Raw genomic sequence first — 20,500 nt, 5'->3', positions numbered from 1 at the left:
AATTTATTCATTTGAAGACAATAAAGTTACATTGAATACAATCAGTCTTTAATAAGTGGAATTTATTATTCTGTTTGACTCATACTATTTTCAAGATATATAATCTAATATAAATATAAATAGAAGAATAAATGGAAGTGTTATTATGTATATATCTCTTAATGGAAAATTATTAACTGAAAATAAAACACAGATTTCTCCTGAGAGTGAAGCCTTTCTATATGGCTATGGACTATTTGAAACCATTAAAATTTTAAATGGAACAATGTATTTTTTTAATGAGCATATAGAAAGGATGAAAGAAGGATGCAGCATATTAAATTTAAAGCTAATATATGATGAAGACAATATAAAAAAATATTGCTGTGAATTAATAGAACGTAATAATCTTAAAAATGGAGGTATAAGAATATCATACTCTAAAAATAAGAATAGTTATATTCTCTTAATTAGCACTAGACAGCAACGTTATATGGAAGATGATTATAAAAAAGGATTTAAATTGAGCTTTTCCCATATTAAAAGAAATATCTATTCCCCTCTTGTTTATATTAAGTCAAATAACTATTTAGAAAATATATTGGCTAGACAAAGGGCTTTGAAAAAGGGTTTTGATGAAGCAATTTTTTTTAATGTTAATGAAAAGCTTTGTGAAGGGACAATATCTAATATTTTTTTTATTAAAGATAAAATAATTTATACCCCAGACATTAAGTGCGGGATACTACCTGGAATACTTCGGGATAAGGTTATTGAAGTAATAAAAAAACTCCAATTAAATTTATTTATAGGAGAATTTGACAAACAGCAGTTATATACTGCTGATGAAATTTTCTTAACGAATTCTTTAATGGATGTTATGCCAGTAGCAGAATTAGAAGATAGAAAATTTGATGTTGGAAATAATAAGCTTACAGAAATCTTAATGAGGGAGATCAATAAACTCTATAGGTGACTAAAATGAAAATAAAAGAAATATTTGATAAAAAAATTAAAAATATTCTAGAGGGGGAAAAGGTTCTAAGTATATTATTGATAGGTGCAGGAGCAAATATAGAAGAAGAGGATTTTCATACTTTAAGGGATATAGATCTTTTTGTTATAACCCATGGAAAATATGAATTTGAAAGGGAATTGATTACGGTAGATGGAGTTTTATTTGATGTATCATACATGTCCTATAATTCATTTGAGAAAGCTATTTATGATGAAACTCCTTTTTTAATTAATTCATTACAAAGCTATAAATTTGTATATAATATTGATAAGGATTTAGCCAAATTATTAGACAAGATAAGATATTTATACAAAAGAGGTCCACAAAAACTTAAAAAGGACGAAATAGATTATATAAGATTTAAGCTTTATCAAGATTTTACTGATATATTAGGAAGAAAAGAAGATTTAATTAATACAGAGTTTCTAATGAATAATCTTTTTTATAATATTTTAACTTATTATTATAAACTCCATGGATATTGGATACCAAAGGATAAAAAAATATTAAAAGATATACAAAAAATTGACAAGGTTTTATATAATTTGAGTATAGATTTTATTGGAGAAGAATTAGATAAAAAAATAGAGAAACTCAATACAATAATGAATTATGTACTTAAGCCCTATGGTGGAGTTGTTAAATTTTGGAAAAGAAACAGTTTCCCAATAATATAAAATGATAAAAATAAGCTACAAATATTTTCAATATCTATAGAAAGAGGGAGAAAAATGGACAAGGAGAGAATAAAAAAGGCAGTTAGGGAAATATTAGAAGCTATTGGTGAAAACCCTGATAGAGAGGGGCTTAAGGACACGCCACGTAGAATTGCAGATATGTATGAGGAAATATTTGAAGGATTGAATGAAGACCCAGGTAAGCATTTAGAGATATATTTTCAGGACGAGAAGCATGAAGAATTGGTTTTAGTAAAGGATATACCTTTCTATTCCACATGCGAACATCATTTTGCACCTTTTTTTGGAAAGGCTCATGTTGGATATTTGCCCAAGGGAGGGAAGCTTACTGGACTTAGCAAGCTTGCTAGAGTGGTAGAAACTGTTGCTAGAAGACCTCAGCTTCAAGAAAGACTTACTGCAACCATAGCAGAAACCCTAATGGAAAAACTAAATCCCCATGGTGTTATAGTAGTTGTTGAAGCTGAACATATGTGTATGACTATGCGAGGAATTAAGAAACCAGGTTCTAAAACTGTAACGTCTGCTGTTAGAGGATTATTTAACAAAGATGCAAAAGCAAGGGCAGAAGCTATGGCATTAATAAATTTTGGAAGATAAGATAAACTAACTCGTTAAATTAGCTTCTATGGCGAGAGTTTTGATATTTCATTTTCCTTCATGTAATAAACCTGTTTTTTTATGTTATTTTGAAGGTGAAAACAGGTTTATAAAAATCACTCAAATGAAATATTAAAACTTTCCAAGGTATATCAAAAACAAAACATTTAATTAACTAGCATAAGAAAATAGATTAATTATATATTGTTTAATAATGGGGTGAATAGCGTGAGAAATATAAATTATAAATTTCATAGAAAAATTAATATAAAATGTGGAAAATATGAATTAAATTTGGGTACCCGTACTTTTATCATGGGTATATTGAACATTACTCCTGACTCCTTTTCGGATGGGGGAGAATTCAACGATGTTGATGCAGCAATAAAACATGCTTTGGATATGGTGAAAGAAGGAGTCGATATAATAGATGTTGGCGGTGAATCCACAAGACCTGGAGCTGTAGAAGTAGATGCAGATGAAGAAATAAGAAGGGTGTTGCCAGTAGTAAAAAGACTTGTTAAAGAAGTAGATTTACCGATATCAGTAGATACTTACAAGTCTAAGGTGGCTGAAGAGGTGCTTAAAGCTGGTGCTCATATTATAAACGATGTTTGGGGATTACAAAGCGATCCTGATATAGCAACTGTAGCAGCTAAATATGATGTGCCAGTTATAGTGATGCACAATCAAAAAGGCATAGAATATAAAAAGGATATTCTTGAAGAAATTTGTGATTTCTTCAAGAAATCTATAGATATAGCATTAAAAGCAGGTGTAAAAAAAGAAAATATAATATTGGATCCAGGTATAGGATTTGGCAAGACTCCAAAGCAGAATATGATAGTTATGTCTAGATTAGGAGAATTAAACGATTTAGGATATCCTATTCTTTTAGGAACGTCAAGAAAATCAATGATTGGGAAGATACTTGACCTGCCACCAAAGGAAAGGGTAGAAGGTACTGTTGCTACTACTGTAATGGGAATAGTACAGGGAGTAGATATAGTAAGGGTGCATGATATAAAAGAAAACCTAAGAGCAGCTAAGGTAACAGATGCTATTGTAAGGGGTTTATAGTATGGATAAGATAATAATGAAGAATCTTTCATTTTTTGGATATCATGGTGTCTTAAAGGAAGAGAACGTGTTAGGGCAAAAATTTTTTGTTGATATAGAGCTTTATGCTGATTTAAAAAAAGCAGGCTTAAGCGATGATGTTCAAGATACTGTACATTATGGTGAGGTTTATAATAAAGTAAAAGAGATTGTTGAAAATAGAAGATTTAAGCTTTTAGAAGCTTTAGGGGAGAATATAGCTGATACTATATTGAATGATTTTTCAAAGGTTAATGAAGTATGTATCAAGATAAGAAAACCAGGGGCACCAGTTAATGGTATATTCGATTATTTTGGCATAGAAATAAGGAGAAATAGAAATGAATAAAGCTTATCTAGGATTAGGAAGTAATATTGATGATAAAAGGAAGAATATTGATATGGCTGTAGATATGCTTAGAAATAGTAAGGATATTAAAATTATAAATATTTCCTCATATTATGAAACTGAACCTGTAGGATATCATGACCAAGATTGGTTTCTAAATATAGTTGTAGAAATTGATACTAGCTTAGAACCTTATAAGCTTTTAGAATTTTGCAACTATATTGAGGAAAAACTAAAGAGAAAGAGAATAATCAGATGGGGACCTAGAACTATAGATGTAGATATACTACTATATGAAGGATTTGACTCAGAGGATGAAAAGCTTACTTTGCCTCATCCAAGAATGACAGAGAGAGCCTTTGTCATGGTACCATTATATGAGATAGCACCAGATATTAAAATAAACAATATAGATATAAAACAGATAATAAAAAATCTAGAAGGTGAAGGAATAAGGAAGATAAATTATGATGGATAGAAAAGTTTTAACTGGACAGCAGATAGTAGTAACAGCAGGAAAACTAAATATTGGAGGTGATAATCCTCCAGTTATGATAGCTGGACCATGTGCAGTTGAATCAAGAGAGCAAGTTATGGAAACAGCTTTAGCCCTTAAGGAAGTGGGAGTAGATATATTGAGGGGAGGAGTATTTAAGCCTAGAACGAGTCCATACACATTTCAAGGTCTTGGTTTAAAGGGTCTCCAGTATTTAAAGGAAGCAGGAGAAAGAATAGGTGTACCTATAGTAACAGAACTTATGGATGAAAAAAATCTAGATGCTGTTGTAGAATATTCAGATATAGTTCAAATAGGCTCAAGAAATATGTATAACTATTCATTGTTGAAAGAGATTGGAGGAATTAATAAGCCTGTTATTTTAAAAAGGGGTATGAGTGCATCAATAAAGGAATGGGTAATGGCGGCAGAGTATATAGCTGCTTATGGAAATAAAAATATTATACTTTGTGAAAGAGGTATACGAACCTTTGAGGTATATACAAGAAACACATTGGATCTAGCAGCAGTACCTATTATGAAATGTGAAACAGGATTACCAGTAATAGTAGATCCTAGTCACGGCACAGGACATAGACAGCTTATCCTACCAATGTCAAAAGCGGCTTTAGCCTGTGGAGCTAATGGCTTAATGATAGAAGTACATATTGACCCTAAAAAAGCATTAAGTGATGGTCAACAATCTATAACACCAGAAGAATATCAAAAAGTATATCTAGAAATAAATAAACTTTAGTTTTAATGTTTAATTATTATAGAAGTCCAACTTAGTATGAAGCTGGGCTTTTTTTTATTGCTTAAAAGCCTTAAAATAGGGTTTGATATATTTTGTAGTATTGTGCATCTTTTTAATGAATGATAAAATTTATATATCTACTTTAGGATATAAAAAGTTAGAAGGTTTACATAATCATATAGATAGGTGTAATGGATAGGAATACTGATAATACTAAAAAGGTGGGATAGCTCTATGCCTATTCTAAAGAAATTTAGTTTAGCTACTAAAATTGCTATTGGTTTCGGCGCAGTCATAATGATCTTAATGTTTACTATTTTATTTGGATATAGGGGTCTTAATAAAATAAGTGAGGATTTTTCTCACTACAGAAAAATAGCTAAAAATCAAATTTTAGCGGGAGAGATTCAAACTAACCTATTGGAGAATGATATTAATTTCAAAAACTATATAGTTACAGGAGATATTTCGGCACAAAAAGAATTTGAGAAGAATTATGAACATATGGAAGAATTGATATATGATGCTAAAAATAATATTGAAGTCAAAGAAAGGGATTCAAAACTAGATTTGGTTTTAAAATACATACAAGAGTATAAGGATGGATTTCAAGAGATAGTGGACTATCAGAACAAGAGGAACATTATAGTTTTAGGTATTTTAACTAAGAAGGGAACAGATATAGAAGAAAACCTGTCAAAAATAATAAAATTATCATTGGACTATAATAACCAAGAACAATTGAATGCTATGATAGAAGCCCAAAGACATTTTTTAGAGGCAAGATTAAATGTTGGGAAATATTTAGAAAACAATAGGAGTAATTTTGCAAACATAGTTATAAATGAACTTTCTGAAATGGATAAAGAATTGAAGTACGTTAATAACTCAATAAATGATGAGGTTAGGAGAGAACGTTTAAATTTAATAGATGAAGATAAAAGTAATTATATCAGTAGCTTTAAGGAAGTTGTGTCAATAATAGAAAACAGGAATAAAAAAATAGAAAGGTTAAATGATATAGGATCGGAAATATCTAATGTTGCTGAAGAAATAAAACAGTCAATCATTGAAGAACAAGGGACATTTGGACCAAATGTTAAAAAAACCAATGATAAATCCATTATGATAATGCTAGCCCTATCTTTTGTTGCTATTATCTTATCCATATTGGTATCAATTGAGATAATCAAGATAGTTGTGTTACCTGTAAAAACACTTACTGATACATTTAAAGGCTTTTCAGAAGGAGAAGCTGATTTAAAGGTGAGATTAAAGGTGAATACATCTGATGAAATAGGTAAAATGGCAAGCTATTTTAACATATTTATGGATAAGCTACAAATAATTATGAATGAAAGCCAAAAACAAAACTGGTTAAAAACAGGTCAATCGGAATTGAATGAGAAAATTAGAGGAGAGCAAGATATTACAATTTTAGCAAATAACATAATTACATATCTATGTAAATATTTAAAGGCTCATGTAGGAGCAATCTATCTGAAAACCCATAATGAAACATTTAAAATGATTAGCAGCTATGCCTATAAGAAACGTAAAAATCTTACCAATGAGGTTAAGAAAGGAGAAGGTTTAGTAGGACAATGTGCATTAGAAAAGCAAATAATTGTTCTAAGCAATGTCCCCCATGATTATATAACTATTAATTCAGGATTGGGGGAAGCTGTACCAAGAAATATCATAGTGGTACCATGTATATACCATGAAGAAATCAATTGTATTGTGGAATTAGGTTCATTTAACAAATTCACAGACTCTGAAATAGAATTTTTAGAAACTATTAGTGAGATTATTGCAATTAGTATAAATACTGCACAATCACGAAAAAAGATGAAAGAACTGCTTGAGCAGAGTTTAAAACAAACAGAAGAATTGCAATTGCAGCAGGAAGAATTAAAACAAACAAATGAAGAACTTGAAAATCAGACCAATGCATTAAAGGAGTCGGAAGCAAGCCTTCAAGAGCAGCAGGAAGAACTGCGTATAATAAACGAGGAGCTTGAAAAACAGACTAAGAGCTTAAAAAAACAAAGAGATGAAATAAACAGAAAGAATGAAGAATTGGAAAAGGCTCAAAAAGAAATTGAAAAGAAAGCAATTGATTTAGAGATAGCAAATAAATATAAATCGGAATTTCTAGCCAATATGTCCCATGAATTAAGAACACCATTAAATAGCATACTTATTCTTTCTAAGCTTCTTTCCAATAAATTGGAAAACTCAACTATTACCAAAAAAGAATTGGAGTTTGCAAATACAATATATTCATCAGGAAAGGATCTTTTAGATCTTATAAATGATATACTTGATATTTCAAAGATTGAGGCAGGAAAAATGGATATTAGCTTAGAAAATATGAATTTAGAAGAATTAATATATGATTTAGAATGTTCCTTTAAACAATTTGCCATTGAAAAGGGAATTAGTTTTAAAGTAGAAGCTTCTGATGATTTACCAGATTTTATTTATACAGATCCTCAAAAAGTTAAACAGATAGTAAATAATTTATTATCAAATGCCTTTAAATTTACTGAAAAAGGTGGAGTTACAGTAAATATTAGTAGACTTGCACACGAAGAAATTGAAAACAATAGATTAGAATATAAAGATTTAATAAAAATTGCTGTTACTGATACAGGAATAGGTATACCAAAGGATAAACAAGAAATTATATTTGAAGCTTTTAGGCAGTCTGACGGAACTATAAATAGAAAATATGGTGGAACAGGGCTTGGGCTTTCGATTTGTAAGGAGCTTACCAAAATGTTAGATGGAAGGATTACTTTAGAGAGTGAGGAAGGCAAAGGATCTACTTTTACTATCATTCTACCCGAAAAGCTATCTAAGACAGATGAATCTCAACAAGAAAAGGACTTAAAGAAAATAGCATATGAAGATTCAAATAAGTTAGTAGAAGAAGTTGCCGCTGCAAGTAAAATTAAAGATGTAGAATCAATAGATAATAAAATAGGAGATGAAAGAAATATACTTAATGAAATATTTAGAGATATTAAAAAGGAAAATGAAGGAACCTTTAACAATATACTTATAGTTGAAGACAATAAGAATCAGAGATTCAGCATTGCTGAGCTTTTTAGGGATAAAGGAATTAGAACTAAAGGTGCTGAGACTGGAGAAGAGGCATATAAATTATTAAAAGCCCAATCCTTTGACTGCATAATACTTGATCTTGGACTTAAAGATATCTCTGGATTTGAATTGCTTGATACTTTGAAAAAAGAAAATCTACTCAAGATACCTGTTATCATATATACAGGAAAAGAACTATCAGGGGAAGAAGAAGCCAAACTTCAAAAATACGTAAAGACAATTGTAGTAAAGGGACCAAAATCTATGGAAAGATTGATGTCAGAGGTATCACTGTTTTTGAATAGTAAAGCCTCTAAAATATCGGAAGAAGACTATAAAGAAACTAAGATGAACTTTGGAAGTAGAACTGATTTTAGCCAAAAGAAAGTATTAATTATTGATGATGACATGAGAAATGTTTTTGCCCTGTCTAGTATGCTAGAGGAACAAAACATTAGTGTTATTGTAGGAAAAAATGGAAAGGAGGGTATTGCAAAGTTAAATGAAAATCCTGATACAGATATTATTTTAATGGATATAATGATGCCAGAAATGGATGGTTATACGGCTATGAAGGAGATTAGAAAAAATCCCCAATATCAGGATATCCCTATTATTGCCCTTACAGCAAAGGCAATGAAGGATGATAGGATTAAATGTATCGAAGCAGGAGCAAATGATTACCTAACTAAGCCAGTTGAAACAGATAAGATAAATTCACTTTTAAGGATGTGGTTAAATAAGTGAATAGCGAAATAGAAAATGAAAACATAGAGATTAGACTTTTACTTGAAGCAATTTATCAAAAGTATGGCTATGATTTCAGAAATTATTCAAGAAATCATATAAAGAGGCGTATAAATAATAGGAAAACACTGTCTGGATTTGAGACAGTATTACAGATGATTCATAGGGTCCTTTATGATAGAAGCTTTTTTGAAGTATTGCTCCATGATTTTTCAATAAATGTAACTGAAATGTTTAGAGACCCTTCATTTTTTAAAGCTATTAGAGAAAATGTAATACCAGTTTTAAAAACCTATCCTTCTATAAAAATATGGCATGCAGGATGTTCAACAGGAGAAGAAGTATATTCAATGGCTATTTTACTAAAGGAAGAAGGTCTTTATGAAAAGGCTTTGATTTATGCAACAGACTTTAATAACACTGTATTGGAAAAAGCAAAAGAAGGTATATATTCCATTGATAATTTAAATAATTATATATTAAATTATAGTAAAACTGGTGGACGCAGAGATTTTTCAGATTATTATTCAGTTAAACATGATTCAATAATCCTTGATCCATCACTAAAGGAAAAAATTATATTTGCAGACCATAATCTAGTAACCGATGGCGTATTTGGAGAAATGAATATGATTATTTGTAGAAACGTTCTAATATATTTTGATAAGGAACTTCAAAAACACGTTTATAGGTTATTCTATAATAGCTTATGTAATGGGGGCTTTCTCGGATTAGGTTCTAAGGAAAGTGTTAAATTTACGGAGTTTCACCATAAATTTCAACCCTATGAACTAGAAGAGAGGATATTTAGGAAAAGCTTTGGATAACAACTAATAGGCTTTTAAATGTTGAAAGAGGGGTAAGTAAGTGTTTTGGAGGGAGAATATATGATATCCCAAGATAAACCGAATATACTAATAGTTGATGATAGACCAGAAAATATATTGGTTTTAGAAAGCATACTCGAGGGATTAGAATTAAATATATTTAAAGCTACTTCTGGAAATGAGGCTTTAGGTTTAATGCTTGATTATGACTTTGCATTAGTCCTATTGGATGTGCAGATGCCAGTAATGGATGGGTTTGAAGTAGCTGAGCTTATGAGAGGCAGTGAAAGGACTAGAAATATTCCTATTATATTTGTTACGGCTATAAATAAGGATCAAAAATGTATGTTTAAGGGTTATGAAATAGGTGCAGTTGATTATCTTTTTAAACCAATAGAGCCATTAATATTGAAGAGTAAAGTAAAGGTATTTATTGAACTTCAAAAGCAGAAGGAGACGCTTAAGAAGCAAACAAAACTACTTGAAGAAAAGGTAGATGAATTGCTAAGGCTTCAGAAGTTAAATTATAAGCTAGAACATCTATCTACTATAGATGTTGTAACAGGTATTTCAAATCGACGTAGTTTTGAAGCAACTATCCAAACTGAATGGCAGAGAGCAATTCGTATGAATACACCTTTGTCGCTTATTATGATAGATATAGATCATTTTAAAGCATTTAATGATCATTATGGACATCAGGCAGGTGATAAATGCATTAGAAAGGTGGCAGAAGCTATAAGCTCATCTATACAACGACCAGGCGATTTTGCTGCTAGATATGGAGGAGAAGAATTTGTAGTAGTACTACCTGATACAGAGAAGGCTGGAGCCATTATAGTAGCAGAAAGAATTCGAAATAATGTTGAAAGTTTAGAAGTAAAACATGCATGTTCTGGTGTATCTCCATATGTTACAATTAGTTTAGGTGTAGCAACTTTATTTCCAGAAAAGTATAATTCAGCTGAAGAACTTATAAGACGTGCGGATAGGGCTTTATTTCAAGCTAAATATCTTGGTCGTAATAGAATAGAGAAATAGATTTATAAGAATCTTAACGATTTTTTGATGGAGGATGAGACACTATGAAAATAGCAGTTCTAGGAGCTGGAGCAATGGGATGCTTATACGGAGGGTTACTTGCTGAAGGGGATAACGAGGTTTGGTTAATTGATATATGGAAGGAACATGTTGAAAAAATAAATAAGGAAGGACTTAAAATTCAAGATAAATGTGGAGAAAGAATAATAAAGAATATAAATGCGACTATATACCCAAATAAAGTCGGAGTTGTTGATTTGATATTGGTTTTTGTAAAATCTTCTAGTACGGATAAAGCCCTTGAAGGAGCCAAAGGTATTATTGGTGAAAATACAATTATTCTTACACTGCAAAATGGATTGGGTAATATTGAGAAGATAGCATCGGTAGTAGCAGAGAAAAACATAATAGCTGGAACTACAGCTCATGGCTCAACTCTATTAGACCTTGGCAAAATTGTTCATGCGGGAAAAGGTCTAACAGTATTGGGTGAAATAAATGGAAAAATAACAGATAGAGTAAAAAAACTTAAAGAGTTATTTTTTGAATCTGGAATTGAAACGATTATAACAGATAATGTACTTGGAGTAATATGGGATAAGCTTATGGTAAATGTTGGTATAAATGCTATAACAGCTATTACAGAGCTCAGAAACGGAGAATTATTAGATTTCAATGAAGCTGAGGAGTTATTAGAGAATGCTGTTAGAGAAGCTCAAGAAGTTGCAAAGGCTAAAGGTGTAAGGCTAATTAGTGAAAATCCTGTAGACCATACTAAAAAGATCTGTAGATTAACAGCTAACAATAAATCCTCTATGCTTCAAGATATAATTAACAATCGAAGGACAGAGATAGATATGATTAATGGGGCTATTGTTAAAGAAGGTAGCAAACTCGATATCAATACTCCTATAAATCTTGTATTGACAAACCTTATAAAAATAAAGGAAAGAAGATATGAAAGAATGGACTGAAGCTTAGGAGCTTTATATCTCCTAAGTTTCTATTTAGTAAATACTAATTAATAGCATGGAATAATTAAAACATATAGAAATTAAGCACTAGTTATTTTTTATTGTCAAAATATATTTTAGATAAGAGAATTGGGGGATAAGATGAAGGATATAAGAATATTAGTTGTAGATGACGCAGAGGAGATATTAAATCTATTAATAAAATATCTTGAGCGGGAAGGCTATAAAGTTGATTCTGCTTTAGATGGACAAGAAGGACTACAACTTTTTAGAAGAAATAAATACCACTTGATTATTTTAGATGTTATGATGCCTAAAATTGATGGAATAGAACTTTGCAAAAGAATGAGAAATGAAACTAATGCTCCCATAGTTATGTTGACAGCAAAGGATGATGAGATTGATAAAGTCCTTGGACTTAGGATAGGAGCAGACGATTATATAACAAAGCCATTTAGCATGACAGAATTTATTGCTAGAATAAATGCCCATCTAAGAAGATATTTAGTATTAAGTAGTGGATTAAATAATCAAGATGATTCTACTTTAGCATTTGGTAATTTGAAAATTGATTTAAAAAGCTATACTGTTTATAGAGGAAGTAAAGAAATTAAGCTTACTGCAAAGGAATTTGAACTATTAAGATTTTTTGTTAATAATCCAAATCAAGTATTTACAAAGGCTCAAATATTTAAAAACGTTTGGGATGACACTTATATAGAAGACGATAATACTGTAATGGTGTATATAAGAAGATTAAGAAAAAAGATAGAGCAAAACCCTAATAAACCTAAATTTATTCAAACGGTATGGGGAATTGGTTATAAATTTATAGGAGAATGATACTATGAAGGAAATGGATAAAATTTGTATGGTTCTAAATTTTATAGTATTTTCTCTCTCATGTATAATATGTGGAATATTATATTTTTCAAATATTATTAATCCATATTTAATTGTATTAAACAGTTCAGTAATCATTTTATCATTAATTAAAATACATATGAACTATAAAGGAATACTTAAGATTAAAATGATTAATCAACAATTAGATAGAATTATTTCTGGAAATCTAAATACTAGAATCTTAATTAAAGAAGATGGATTACTTTCAAATCTTGCATGTAAATTTAATGAAGTAATTGAAATATTACAAAATACAAAAGAAAATCAAATAATTGTTGAAGAATCCAGAAGAAAATTGATGTCCAACATATCCCATGATATTAGGACGCCTCTAACATCCATAATAGGGTATGTCGATGCATTAAAGGATGGGGTTGCTGATAGCGAAAAGGAAAAGTCAGAATATCTTGAAATAATTTCTTCAAAATCAAAAAAATTAAAAAAGCTTATTGATGAAATATTCTATATGGCAAAATTAGATTCAGATGACATTGAAATGAACTTTCAGGTTCAAGATATATCAGAAATAATAAGGGAATGTATAATAGAATTTCTACCAGAAATCAACAAAAAAGAAATAAAATTAAAGGTTAATCTTACTGAAGATAAAACATTAGTATATGCAGATAAGCTTAGTATTACTAGAATATTAAATAATATAATTAAGAATGCCCTTCAATATGGTTATGAAGGAAAGGTTTTAGGTATAAATCTTATTGTTACTCGAAGCAATTATGAAATTAGTATATGGGATAGAGGAGCTGGAATTGATGAAGAACATTTACCATATATATTTGACCGTCTTTATATAAAAGATAAGGCTAGAAAAAACACATTAGGTAGTAGTGGTTTGGGACTTGCCATTGTTAAGAAACTTTTAGAAATGCATGGAGGAACAATATGGGTAGAGAGTAAGCCCTATGATAAAACCATTTTTACTTTTACGATTCCTAAGCTATGAATAGATTGCTTTGGAAAAGATGTTGAACTGTTTCATTGGAATATTTATATATGTTCTATAATTTTGCTTTTAAATTATTTTTTTGTGAAAACAGATAATTTATTGGGTATATAATTGAAGAGTAGATTATAAAAGTACGATATATTTATTATAAAAACTTTATATATAATTAGCTTGTTGAATAACTAAATTTGGAAATTGGTAATTCGGTTAATTCTCTACATTATAAAGTTAGAATCATTTTTATAAAAAATACTTTTGATAGCCAAAATACAGCATTTTGCTTTTGGTAAAAATAGTTATTCAACAACCTATATAATATATATAAAGATAGGAGGCGAAGGATAAATATACAAATCTAATTTAGAAATGATTACTATAAATTTATGGTAGAGAATAAAGTAAATAAGGGGGTAAAAAATGTTTAAAAAATCAAAATGCGGTGAGATAAACCTTATAACAAACTATGTCAATGCTTATATTGAAGGAGAAAAGCTTGAAAAACCACACCTTAAAAATTCAAAACATAGGCAGATATTAGAGTTATTTGATAAGGTTCTAAAAATGGGAGAACTAAATAATCAGCTTTTATTGCAACTTATCGATAGATCGTCATCATTAAGTGATTTTGATATTAATATGTCCTTTATATCCAGTGAACTAAAGAAATTTGCAAATAATTTAGCAGAATCAAGTGAAGCTAATATGGCTGTTGTTGAAGAAACTACTGCAAGCATGAACGAAGTAAGTAGTACAATCACTCATCATACAGATGTGTTAGATGATATAAAAAGCAAAGCTCAAGATTTGATTGCAGTAAATACTGAAAATAAAAACAAATTAGATGAAATCAATAGATTAAAGGAAACAGTTATTAAAGATTCAAATATAATGTCTGAAAAAATAGGTATGTTGGAGCAAATATCTAATAAAGTAGATGAAATAGTTGATGGAGTTGGTATGATAGCTGAGCAAACAAACCTTCTTGCCTTAAATGCCAGCATTGAAGCAGCTAGAGCTGGAGAACATGGACGTGGATTTAGTGTTGTTGCAGAAGAAATAAGGAAATTGGCTGAAGACACTAAAGTAAAACTTCAGGATATGCGTGCATTTACTGGTGATATAAGAAAAGCAACCAATGATGGGATGAAAAGCGTTGAAAATACTATTGTATCCATGACAAATATTACTGGACAACTAGATGAAGTTAACAAATCCTTTGCACAAAGTGTAAATAGTCTTAGAGTAACCGTTGATGGAATTACAGATTTAGCAAATATGATGAAAAAAATCAGCGAATCAGCGCAAGAAATATCCATGGCTATGGATAACCTTTCTAGTGAATCAGAGAATATCAGCAATATGGCTAATAATATATCTAAAGATTCAGAAAAAGCCTTAGAATTTGCAAATGGCATTGGAGAAATAGATAACAGTATTTCAGATATTGTAAAAGAACTAACATATGTAGTAAATAGTGGAACCCATCCTATTTCGAATGAACATTTTTTAGAGGCAATAGAGGAAGCCATTAAAGCCCATAAAGCATGGATAGAAAAACTATATGAAATGGTAACAACAAGAACACTTATACCTATACAGCAGGATGGAACAAAATGTAGATTTGGACATTTCTATTATACTTTAGATGTTAAACATCCAGAAATAGTAGAAGAATGGAAGGCTATACATGATGTCCATTTAGATTTACATACTAAAGCCCATGAAGTTATTGAAGCAATAGAACAAGATAATACAGAAAATCTAGAAGAATTATTTAATGAGGCAGATAAATTATCTAGAGAAGTAGTAGAAGTATTAGAGACTATTACACAAAAAGTAAAGGATATTGATTCAAGAGGAGAAAGAATTTTTGAATTATACAAGTAATGTATTACTGTTGATAAAAATTTTTTTATAAGTTTTAGTAACCTATAGCAATAAGGAAATAATATATATTTAATATGAACTTTAAAACCCATGAGCTATGTTGAGATTTCATGGGTTTTTTGTTGCCTAGTAAAGATGAACAATTTCAAGCTCTAAGGAATTTGAAATATTATTTTCTTTGAATTCATTTCGTATGTTAATGTGTTTATCTATATTAACATTTTGGAGCTTAACAAAGGTATCTTTAAAATATTATAGAATAGGATATATAATATTATTTTAATTAATTAGGTTAGAAAATAAAAATTTTTATTTTCTAAGAGATAAACTAGCTTAGAGGGCTACTTTAGGGATATAATTATTTAATAGAGTAATGTATTTGGGAGGGATTAAATTTGAAAATAATAGATTTTCATTGTGATACAATTTTAAAGCTAATGGAAGATAAAGATAACTTGGAGCTTAGGAAAAACAGATTTCATATAGACATTGAAAAGCTAAGAAAAGGGAATTCAATGGCACAATTTTTTGCTTTGTATGTAGACTTACAAGAAGCTGAAAATCCCTTTGAAACATGTCTTGATATGGCAGATAAATTTTATATTGAACTGGAAAAAAACAAAAATAATATTGGTATTGCAGCGAATTATAATCAGCTAATAGAAAATCATAATCAAGGAAGAATTTCAGCATTTTTAACTATTGAAGAAGGTGGTGTGTTAAAGGGAAAAATAAGTAATCTTAGAAATTTACATAGGCTAGGGGTAAGATTAATTACATTAACTTGGAATTTTATAAATGAAATTGGTTATCCCAACTTTGAAGAAAAATATAGAGAAAAAGGATTAACTTCCTTTGGTAAAGAAGTTGTAGATGAGATGAATAATCTTGGAATGCTTATTGATGTATCTCATTTATCCGATGAAGGATTTTATGATGTAGCAAGATTTTCGTCTTCACCTTTTATAGCATCACATTCTAATGCTCGCTCTATGACTAATCATTCAAGAAACCTTACTGATGATATGATAAAATTATTAGCAAATAAAGGTGGGGTTATGGGACTAAATTTTGCAGATGAGTTTTTAAGTGACAGTCCTAACTGTAGCATAGAGGATATGATTCGGCATATAAAGCATATAATCAATGTGGGAGGTATAGATGTAATAGCTCTAGGATCAGATTTTGACGGCATGACCCCAAGTCTAGAGATAGAGGATTTTAGTGATGTTGTAAAGCTTATTCAGGCTTTAGAAAAAAACGGTTTTAAACAAAGTGAAATAGAGAAAATATGTTATAAAAATGCACTTAGAATTATTAGAGAAGTTATTAAATGAGGAAATTGCATAACTAAAACAGAATAAAATAGAGTGCTAGAAGAAAAATTAAAACTATTACCAGTAAAATTTTGGAAGAAGGAATTAAGGTTTCTAGACCTAAAAGAATGACCTTAAAATTTGGAACTTGCAACTTAAATTTTTATATAAACATGGAAAAAAATCTATATAGGTGGTAAAATTAGTATGGGTAAATACTTTTAATTTATTTTAACCCATCAAGCTAGTTTTTATCACGAGAGTTTTAAAAAAACAGTAAGTTTATTTGTAAAAAGCAATAATACAAACAGGGGGATGTAGTAATGAATGGACAAAAAAGGATTAGAGACTACGGGATTATCATAGGGAAAATGAAAACAGGAAAAAGAAATGCAATCACCGACGTTAGTGGAGTAAAGGTTGGACATGTTACATTAAATGATGGTTCAATAAAAACAGGAGTAACGGCAATATTACCCCATGAAGGAAATTTATTCAAGGAAAAGGTTGTTGCTGCCAGCCACGTAATAAACGGATTTGGGAAAACAGCTGGAACAATACAGATTGAAGAGCTTGGGAATATAGAAACTCCCTTGATATTAACAAACACCCTCAGTGTTGGTATTGCTCATACAGCTTTGGTAGAGTACATGTTGAAAAATAATGAAGATATAGGCATCACAACTGGTACGGTAAATCCTGTGGTTTGTGAATGTAATGATGGATATTTAAATGGTATAAGAGGTATGCATGTTAAAAAAGAGCATGTATTTGAGGCATTAGAAAATACTAGTGAAGATTTTTATGAAGGTGGGGTAGGTGCTGGTACTGGTATGTCCTGTTACGGTTTAAAGGGTGGAATAGGAACAGCATCTAGACTTATAGAAATAGGTAACCAAACATTTACTATAGGAATATTAGTGCTAGCTAACTTTGGAACTAAAGAAGACTTAACAATAAAAGGAATAAAGGCTGGAAAGATAATTGTTGAAAAAGAGAAAGACAGCATGTATGAAGAAGATAAGGGTTCAATAATAATGATACTGGCGACAGATATTCCTATGACCCATAGGCAGTTAAAAAGGATATGTAAAAGAGCTGGCGTTGGTTTAAGCAGAACTGGTTCATTTTGGGGAAATGGAAGTGGAGATGTTGTAATAGGATTTACTACGGCTAATAGGATAAAGCATTATGAAGAAGCTGCTGTAGTAAATATCAAAGCCTTTAATGAAAATAAGATAAATGACGTTTTCAGAGGTGCAGCAGAAGCCACAGAGGAAGCTATATTAAATGCTCTTATATGTGCCGATACTACTAAAGGAAGAGATGGAAATATAAGACATTCATTGAGGGAATATATTGATTTAATAATGAAAAAGGGTCATAGAGATTGATGATATCTATTTCAAAGGATATGGCCTTAAATTCTAAATGAGTATAAAATATATTAAAAGAGAAGGTGATTGAAAGGTGAGAATAATATTTACTGAAGATTATCAGCAGATGAGTAAAAAAGCTGCAGACATTGTGGTAAGTCAAATTATTTTGAAACCAGACAGTGTTTTAGGTTTAGCTACAGGCTCTACGCCTTTAGGAATGTATAAACAAATCGTCAATACATATAAAGAAGGACATATCGATTTTAACGAAGTTACTACTTTTAATTTGGATGAATATTATGGCTTAGATAAGACAAATAATCAAAGCTATTACTATTATATGCTTGAAAACTTTTTTAAAAATATAAATATCAATATGGAACGAGTTAATATTCCAAATGGTACAGCAGATGATATTGAAAAAGAATGTTTAGATTATGAAAGGAAAATAAGAAATTGTGGAGGAATAGACCTACAAGTTTTAGGAATAGGTAGAAATGGACATATAGGGTTTAATGAACCAGATTTAAAATTTGAAGCTCTTACCCATATAGTTGAATTAGATCAACAAACTATAAAGGATAATTCAAGGTTTTTTGATACTATAGAAGATGTTCCAACTAAGGCTATTAGTATGGGAATAAAGACGATAATGCGTGCAAGAAAGATAGTTCTTTTAGCAAGTGGAGAAGAAAAGGCTGATGCTATACATGGAGCTATATATGGAAAAATAACTCCTGAGCTTCCTGCATCAGTTTTACAATTACATCCTGATGTTGTTTTTATAGTTGATAAAGAAGCTGGCTCAAGATTGGATTTAGAAAAGATTCAGGAAGAATTTTTATAGGAAAATAAAACATTAAATACAAACTTATAATTTATATCAAAAAGGGTTTTAGAGAGAGAAATCAATCTAAACCTTTTTTGTTGCCTATAAGATTGAGTGTAATTTTAGCTTAATTAGACTTGGTTAGCCTTATTGACTATTTTGACACAAAGCTTTGATTGTGATATATTAAAATAAACTTTATTCATTAACTAAAGAAAGTCGTGATTTAATAATGAATATCAATAAAGCCGATAAAAAATTAATAAAAAAAATAAATACAGTTTCGATTTTAAAGGTAATAAGGGAAAAAGGACCTATATCAAGGGCTGATATTTCAAAAATCATAGGCTTAAATCCAGCCACAGTTTCAAGTAATGTTTCTGATCTTCTTAATCAAAAAATAATTGAAGAGGTCGGAAGTGGTGAATCAAGTGGTGGGAGAAAGCCCATACTTTTAGAGCTTAATACAAATGAAATTTTTGTAATTGGAGTAGATATGGGGATAAGAAAAGTTACTGCAGGATTAATAAATATTGATGGGAAAGTTATAAATAAAGTAACTTTGCACTTCAAAATGGAGACTGACAGAAAACAAGTTATAAAAACAATGAAGAATTCGATTTATGAAGTAGTTAAGGGCTTTGATGATAAGCTTGATAAAATAATAGGAATAGGAATGGGAATCCATGGTCCTGTAGATAGTGAAAAAGGTGTTTCCATATATGCTCCTGCCTTTAATTGGAGCAATGTAAACATAGCAAATATTTTTGAGGATGAATTTAAGGTTCCTGTAATAATTGATAATGATTGTAGAGCTATGGCCCTTGGAGAGAAATGGTTTGGAAAAGCAAAAACTTCTAAGAATTTTGTTCTTTTAAATATAGGAACAGGTATTGGAGCAGGAATTTATCTAAATGGTGATTTATATCGAGGGAGTAATTTTGGAGCTGGAGAAATAGGGCATGTAAGTATAACCCATAATAAAATAAAATGTCAATGTGGTAAATATGGATGCTTTGAAGCTGTGGCATCGGGAGTTGGTATTGTAAGAAGATTTGTTGAAAAGATAGAGGAAGGAAAAAAAACTAGTATTCTTAATAAAATGAGTATTAAGGATATCACATCTGAAAAAATTTATGAAGAAGCTTTGCAGGGTGATAAGCTTTCAATACAGATATTAAATGAGACAGGAAGATATATAGGAGATGGTCTTTCGATTATTATAAATATTTTAAATCCAGAGATGATATTGATGGCAGGAGGCGTAGCTAGAGCTAGTGAATTTATTTTTGGAGAGATAAAAGAAACTATTGAAAAAAAGAGTATAAACAATAATTTAAAAAGCCTATATATTGGGGAGACTGATCTAAAAGAAAATGCAGGCATAGTAGGAGCAGCAACTTTAATTATAAGAGATATTTTTACAGTTTAATTACCATAGAATTTTTTATAGATGGATTTAAGTTATATCAACTTTATTTATTAACTCAATAAACAAAGTTGTGAAATATTAAAGCCACTGAG

At 30.0% G+C, this 20,500-nt stretch carries 18 protein-coding genes; all 18 read left to right on the top strand.

All coding sequences use genetic code 11. The features are described 5' to 3' along the window. The first annotated feature begins 145 nt into the window (after positions 1-145). The 18 genes from BUB36_RS08825 (at position 146) to BUB36_RS08740 (ending at position 20,408) form a co-directional block, all read left to right on the top strand. Entirely contained in the window at positions 146-955 is an 810-nt protein-coding gene (locus BUB36_RS08825) for an aminotransferase class IV (protein ID WP_084111883.1), read from the top strand. A gap of 5 nt (positions 956-960) precedes the next feature. Continuing rightward, entirely contained in the window at positions 961-1,674 is a 714-nt protein-coding gene (locus tag BUB36_RS08820; RefSeq protein ID WP_073149109.1) for a hypothetical protein, read from the top strand. A gap of 54 nt (positions 1,675-1,728) precedes the next feature. Further along, a complete protein-coding gene (gene folE, locus BUB36_RS08815) occupies positions 1,729-2,295 on the top strand; it encodes a GTP cyclohydrolase I FolE (protein WP_073149107.1) in 567 nt (188 codons plus the stop codon). 315 nt (positions 2,296-2,610) lie between these two features. Continuing rightward, a complete protein-coding gene (folP, locus tag BUB36_RS08810) occupies positions 2,611-3,375 on the top strand; it encodes a dihydropteroate synthase (protein ID WP_084111891.1) in 765 nt (254 codons plus the stop codon). Position 3,376: 1 nt separating this feature from the next. After that, positions 3,377-3,742: a dihydroneopterin aldolase gene (gene folB, locus BUB36_RS08805; RefSeq protein ID WP_073149105.1), complete on the top strand. Its 366-nt coding sequence runs from the start codon at positions 3,377-3,379 to the stop codon at positions 3,740-3,742. Continuing rightward, on the top strand, positions 3,735-4,220 hold the full coding sequence (gene folK, locus BUB36_RS08800; protein WP_073149103.1) for a 2-amino-4-hydroxy-6-hydroxymethyldihydropteridine diphosphokinase: 486 nt from the start codon (positions 3,735-3,737) through the stop codon (positions 4,218-4,220). Before folB ends, folK begins: the two co-directional genes overlap by 8 nt. Then, positions 4,210-4,995 (top strand): 3-deoxy-7-phosphoheptulonate synthase, encoded by a 786-nt coding sequence (gene aroF, locus BUB36_RS08795; protein WP_084111881.1) that lies wholly within the window; start codon positions 4,210-4,212, stop codon positions 4,993-4,995. Before folK ends, aroF begins: the two co-directional genes overlap by 11 nt. 234 nt (positions 4,996-5,229) lie before the next feature. After that, complete coding sequence (locus BUB36_RS08790; RefSeq protein ID WP_073149101.1) at positions 5,230-8,853, top strand: response regulator; 3,624 nt, start codon at positions 5,230-5,232, stop codon at positions 8,851-8,853. After that, the gene (locus tag BUB36_RS08785) at positions 8,850-9,680 is read left to right on the top strand and encodes a CheR family methyltransferase (protein WP_073149099.1); all 831 of its coding nucleotides are present in this window, start codon (positions 8,850-8,852) and stop codon (positions 9,678-9,680) included. Before BUB36_RS08790 ends, BUB36_RS08785 begins: the two co-directional genes overlap by 4 nt. 60 nt (positions 9,681-9,740) lie before the next feature. Then, on the top strand, positions 9,741-10,721 hold the full coding sequence (locus tag BUB36_RS08780; RefSeq protein WP_073149097.1) for a GGDEF domain-containing response regulator: 981 nt from the start codon (positions 9,741-9,743) through the stop codon (positions 10,719-10,721). A 44-nt stretch (positions 10,722-10,765) separates the two neighbouring features. Beyond that, positions 10,766-11,695 (top strand): ketopantoate reductase family protein, encoded by a 930-nt coding sequence (locus BUB36_RS08775; RefSeq protein ID WP_073149096.1) that lies wholly within the window; start codon positions 10,766-10,768, stop codon positions 11,693-11,695. A gap of 141 nt (positions 11,696-11,836) precedes the next feature. Beyond that, positions 11,837-12,538, top strand: a complete 702-nt coding sequence (locus tag BUB36_RS08770; RefSeq protein WP_073149095.1) for a response regulator transcription factor — start codon at positions 11,837-11,839, stop codon at positions 12,536-12,538. A 4-nt stretch (positions 12,539-12,542) separates the two neighbouring features. Continuing rightward, on the top strand, positions 12,543-13,562 hold the full coding sequence (locus tag BUB36_RS08765) for a sensor histidine kinase (RefSeq protein ID WP_073149094.1): 1,020 nt from the start codon (positions 12,543-12,545) through the stop codon (positions 13,560-13,562). 420 nt (positions 13,563-13,982) lie between these two features. Then, positions 13,983-15,452 (top strand): methyl-accepting chemotaxis protein, encoded by a 1,470-nt coding sequence (locus BUB36_RS08760; protein WP_073149093.1) that lies wholly within the window; start codon positions 13,983-13,985, stop codon positions 15,450-15,452. 395 nt (positions 15,453-15,847) lie between these two features. Then, on the top strand, positions 15,848-16,789 hold the full coding sequence (locus tag BUB36_RS08755) for a dipeptidase (RefSeq protein ID WP_073149092.1): 942 nt from the start codon (positions 15,848-15,850) through the stop codon (positions 16,787-16,789). Between the two features lie 302 nt (positions 16,790-17,091). Continuing rightward, the gene (locus tag BUB36_RS08750) at positions 17,092-18,162 is read left to right on the top strand and encodes a DmpA family aminopeptidase (protein WP_073149091.1); all 1,071 of its coding nucleotides are present in this window, start codon (positions 17,092-17,094) and stop codon (positions 18,160-18,162) included. Positions 18,163-18,238: 76 nt separating this feature from the next. After that, positions 18,239-18,994, top strand: coding sequence for a glucosamine-6-phosphate deaminase (gene nagB, locus BUB36_RS08745; protein WP_073149090.1), 756 nt, complete (start codon positions 18,239-18,241; stop codon positions 18,992-18,994). Between the two features lie 214 nt (positions 18,995-19,208). Continuing rightward, positions 19,209-20,408 (top strand): ROK family transcriptional regulator, encoded by a 1,200-nt coding sequence (locus tag BUB36_RS08740; RefSeq protein ID WP_073149089.1) that lies wholly within the window; start codon positions 19,209-19,211, stop codon positions 20,406-20,408. The last annotated feature ends 92 nt before the right edge of the window (positions 20,409-20,500 follow it).

The organism is Paramaledivibacter caminithermalis DSM 15212, from assembly GCF_900142245.1.
GTDB classification, from domain to species: domain Bacteria; phylum Bacillota; class Clostridia; order Peptostreptococcales; family Caminicellaceae; genus Paramaledivibacter; species Paramaledivibacter caminithermalis.
Note: the sequence above shows the minus strand (reverse complement) of the source record. Positions and strands in the feature narration are given on the sequence as shown.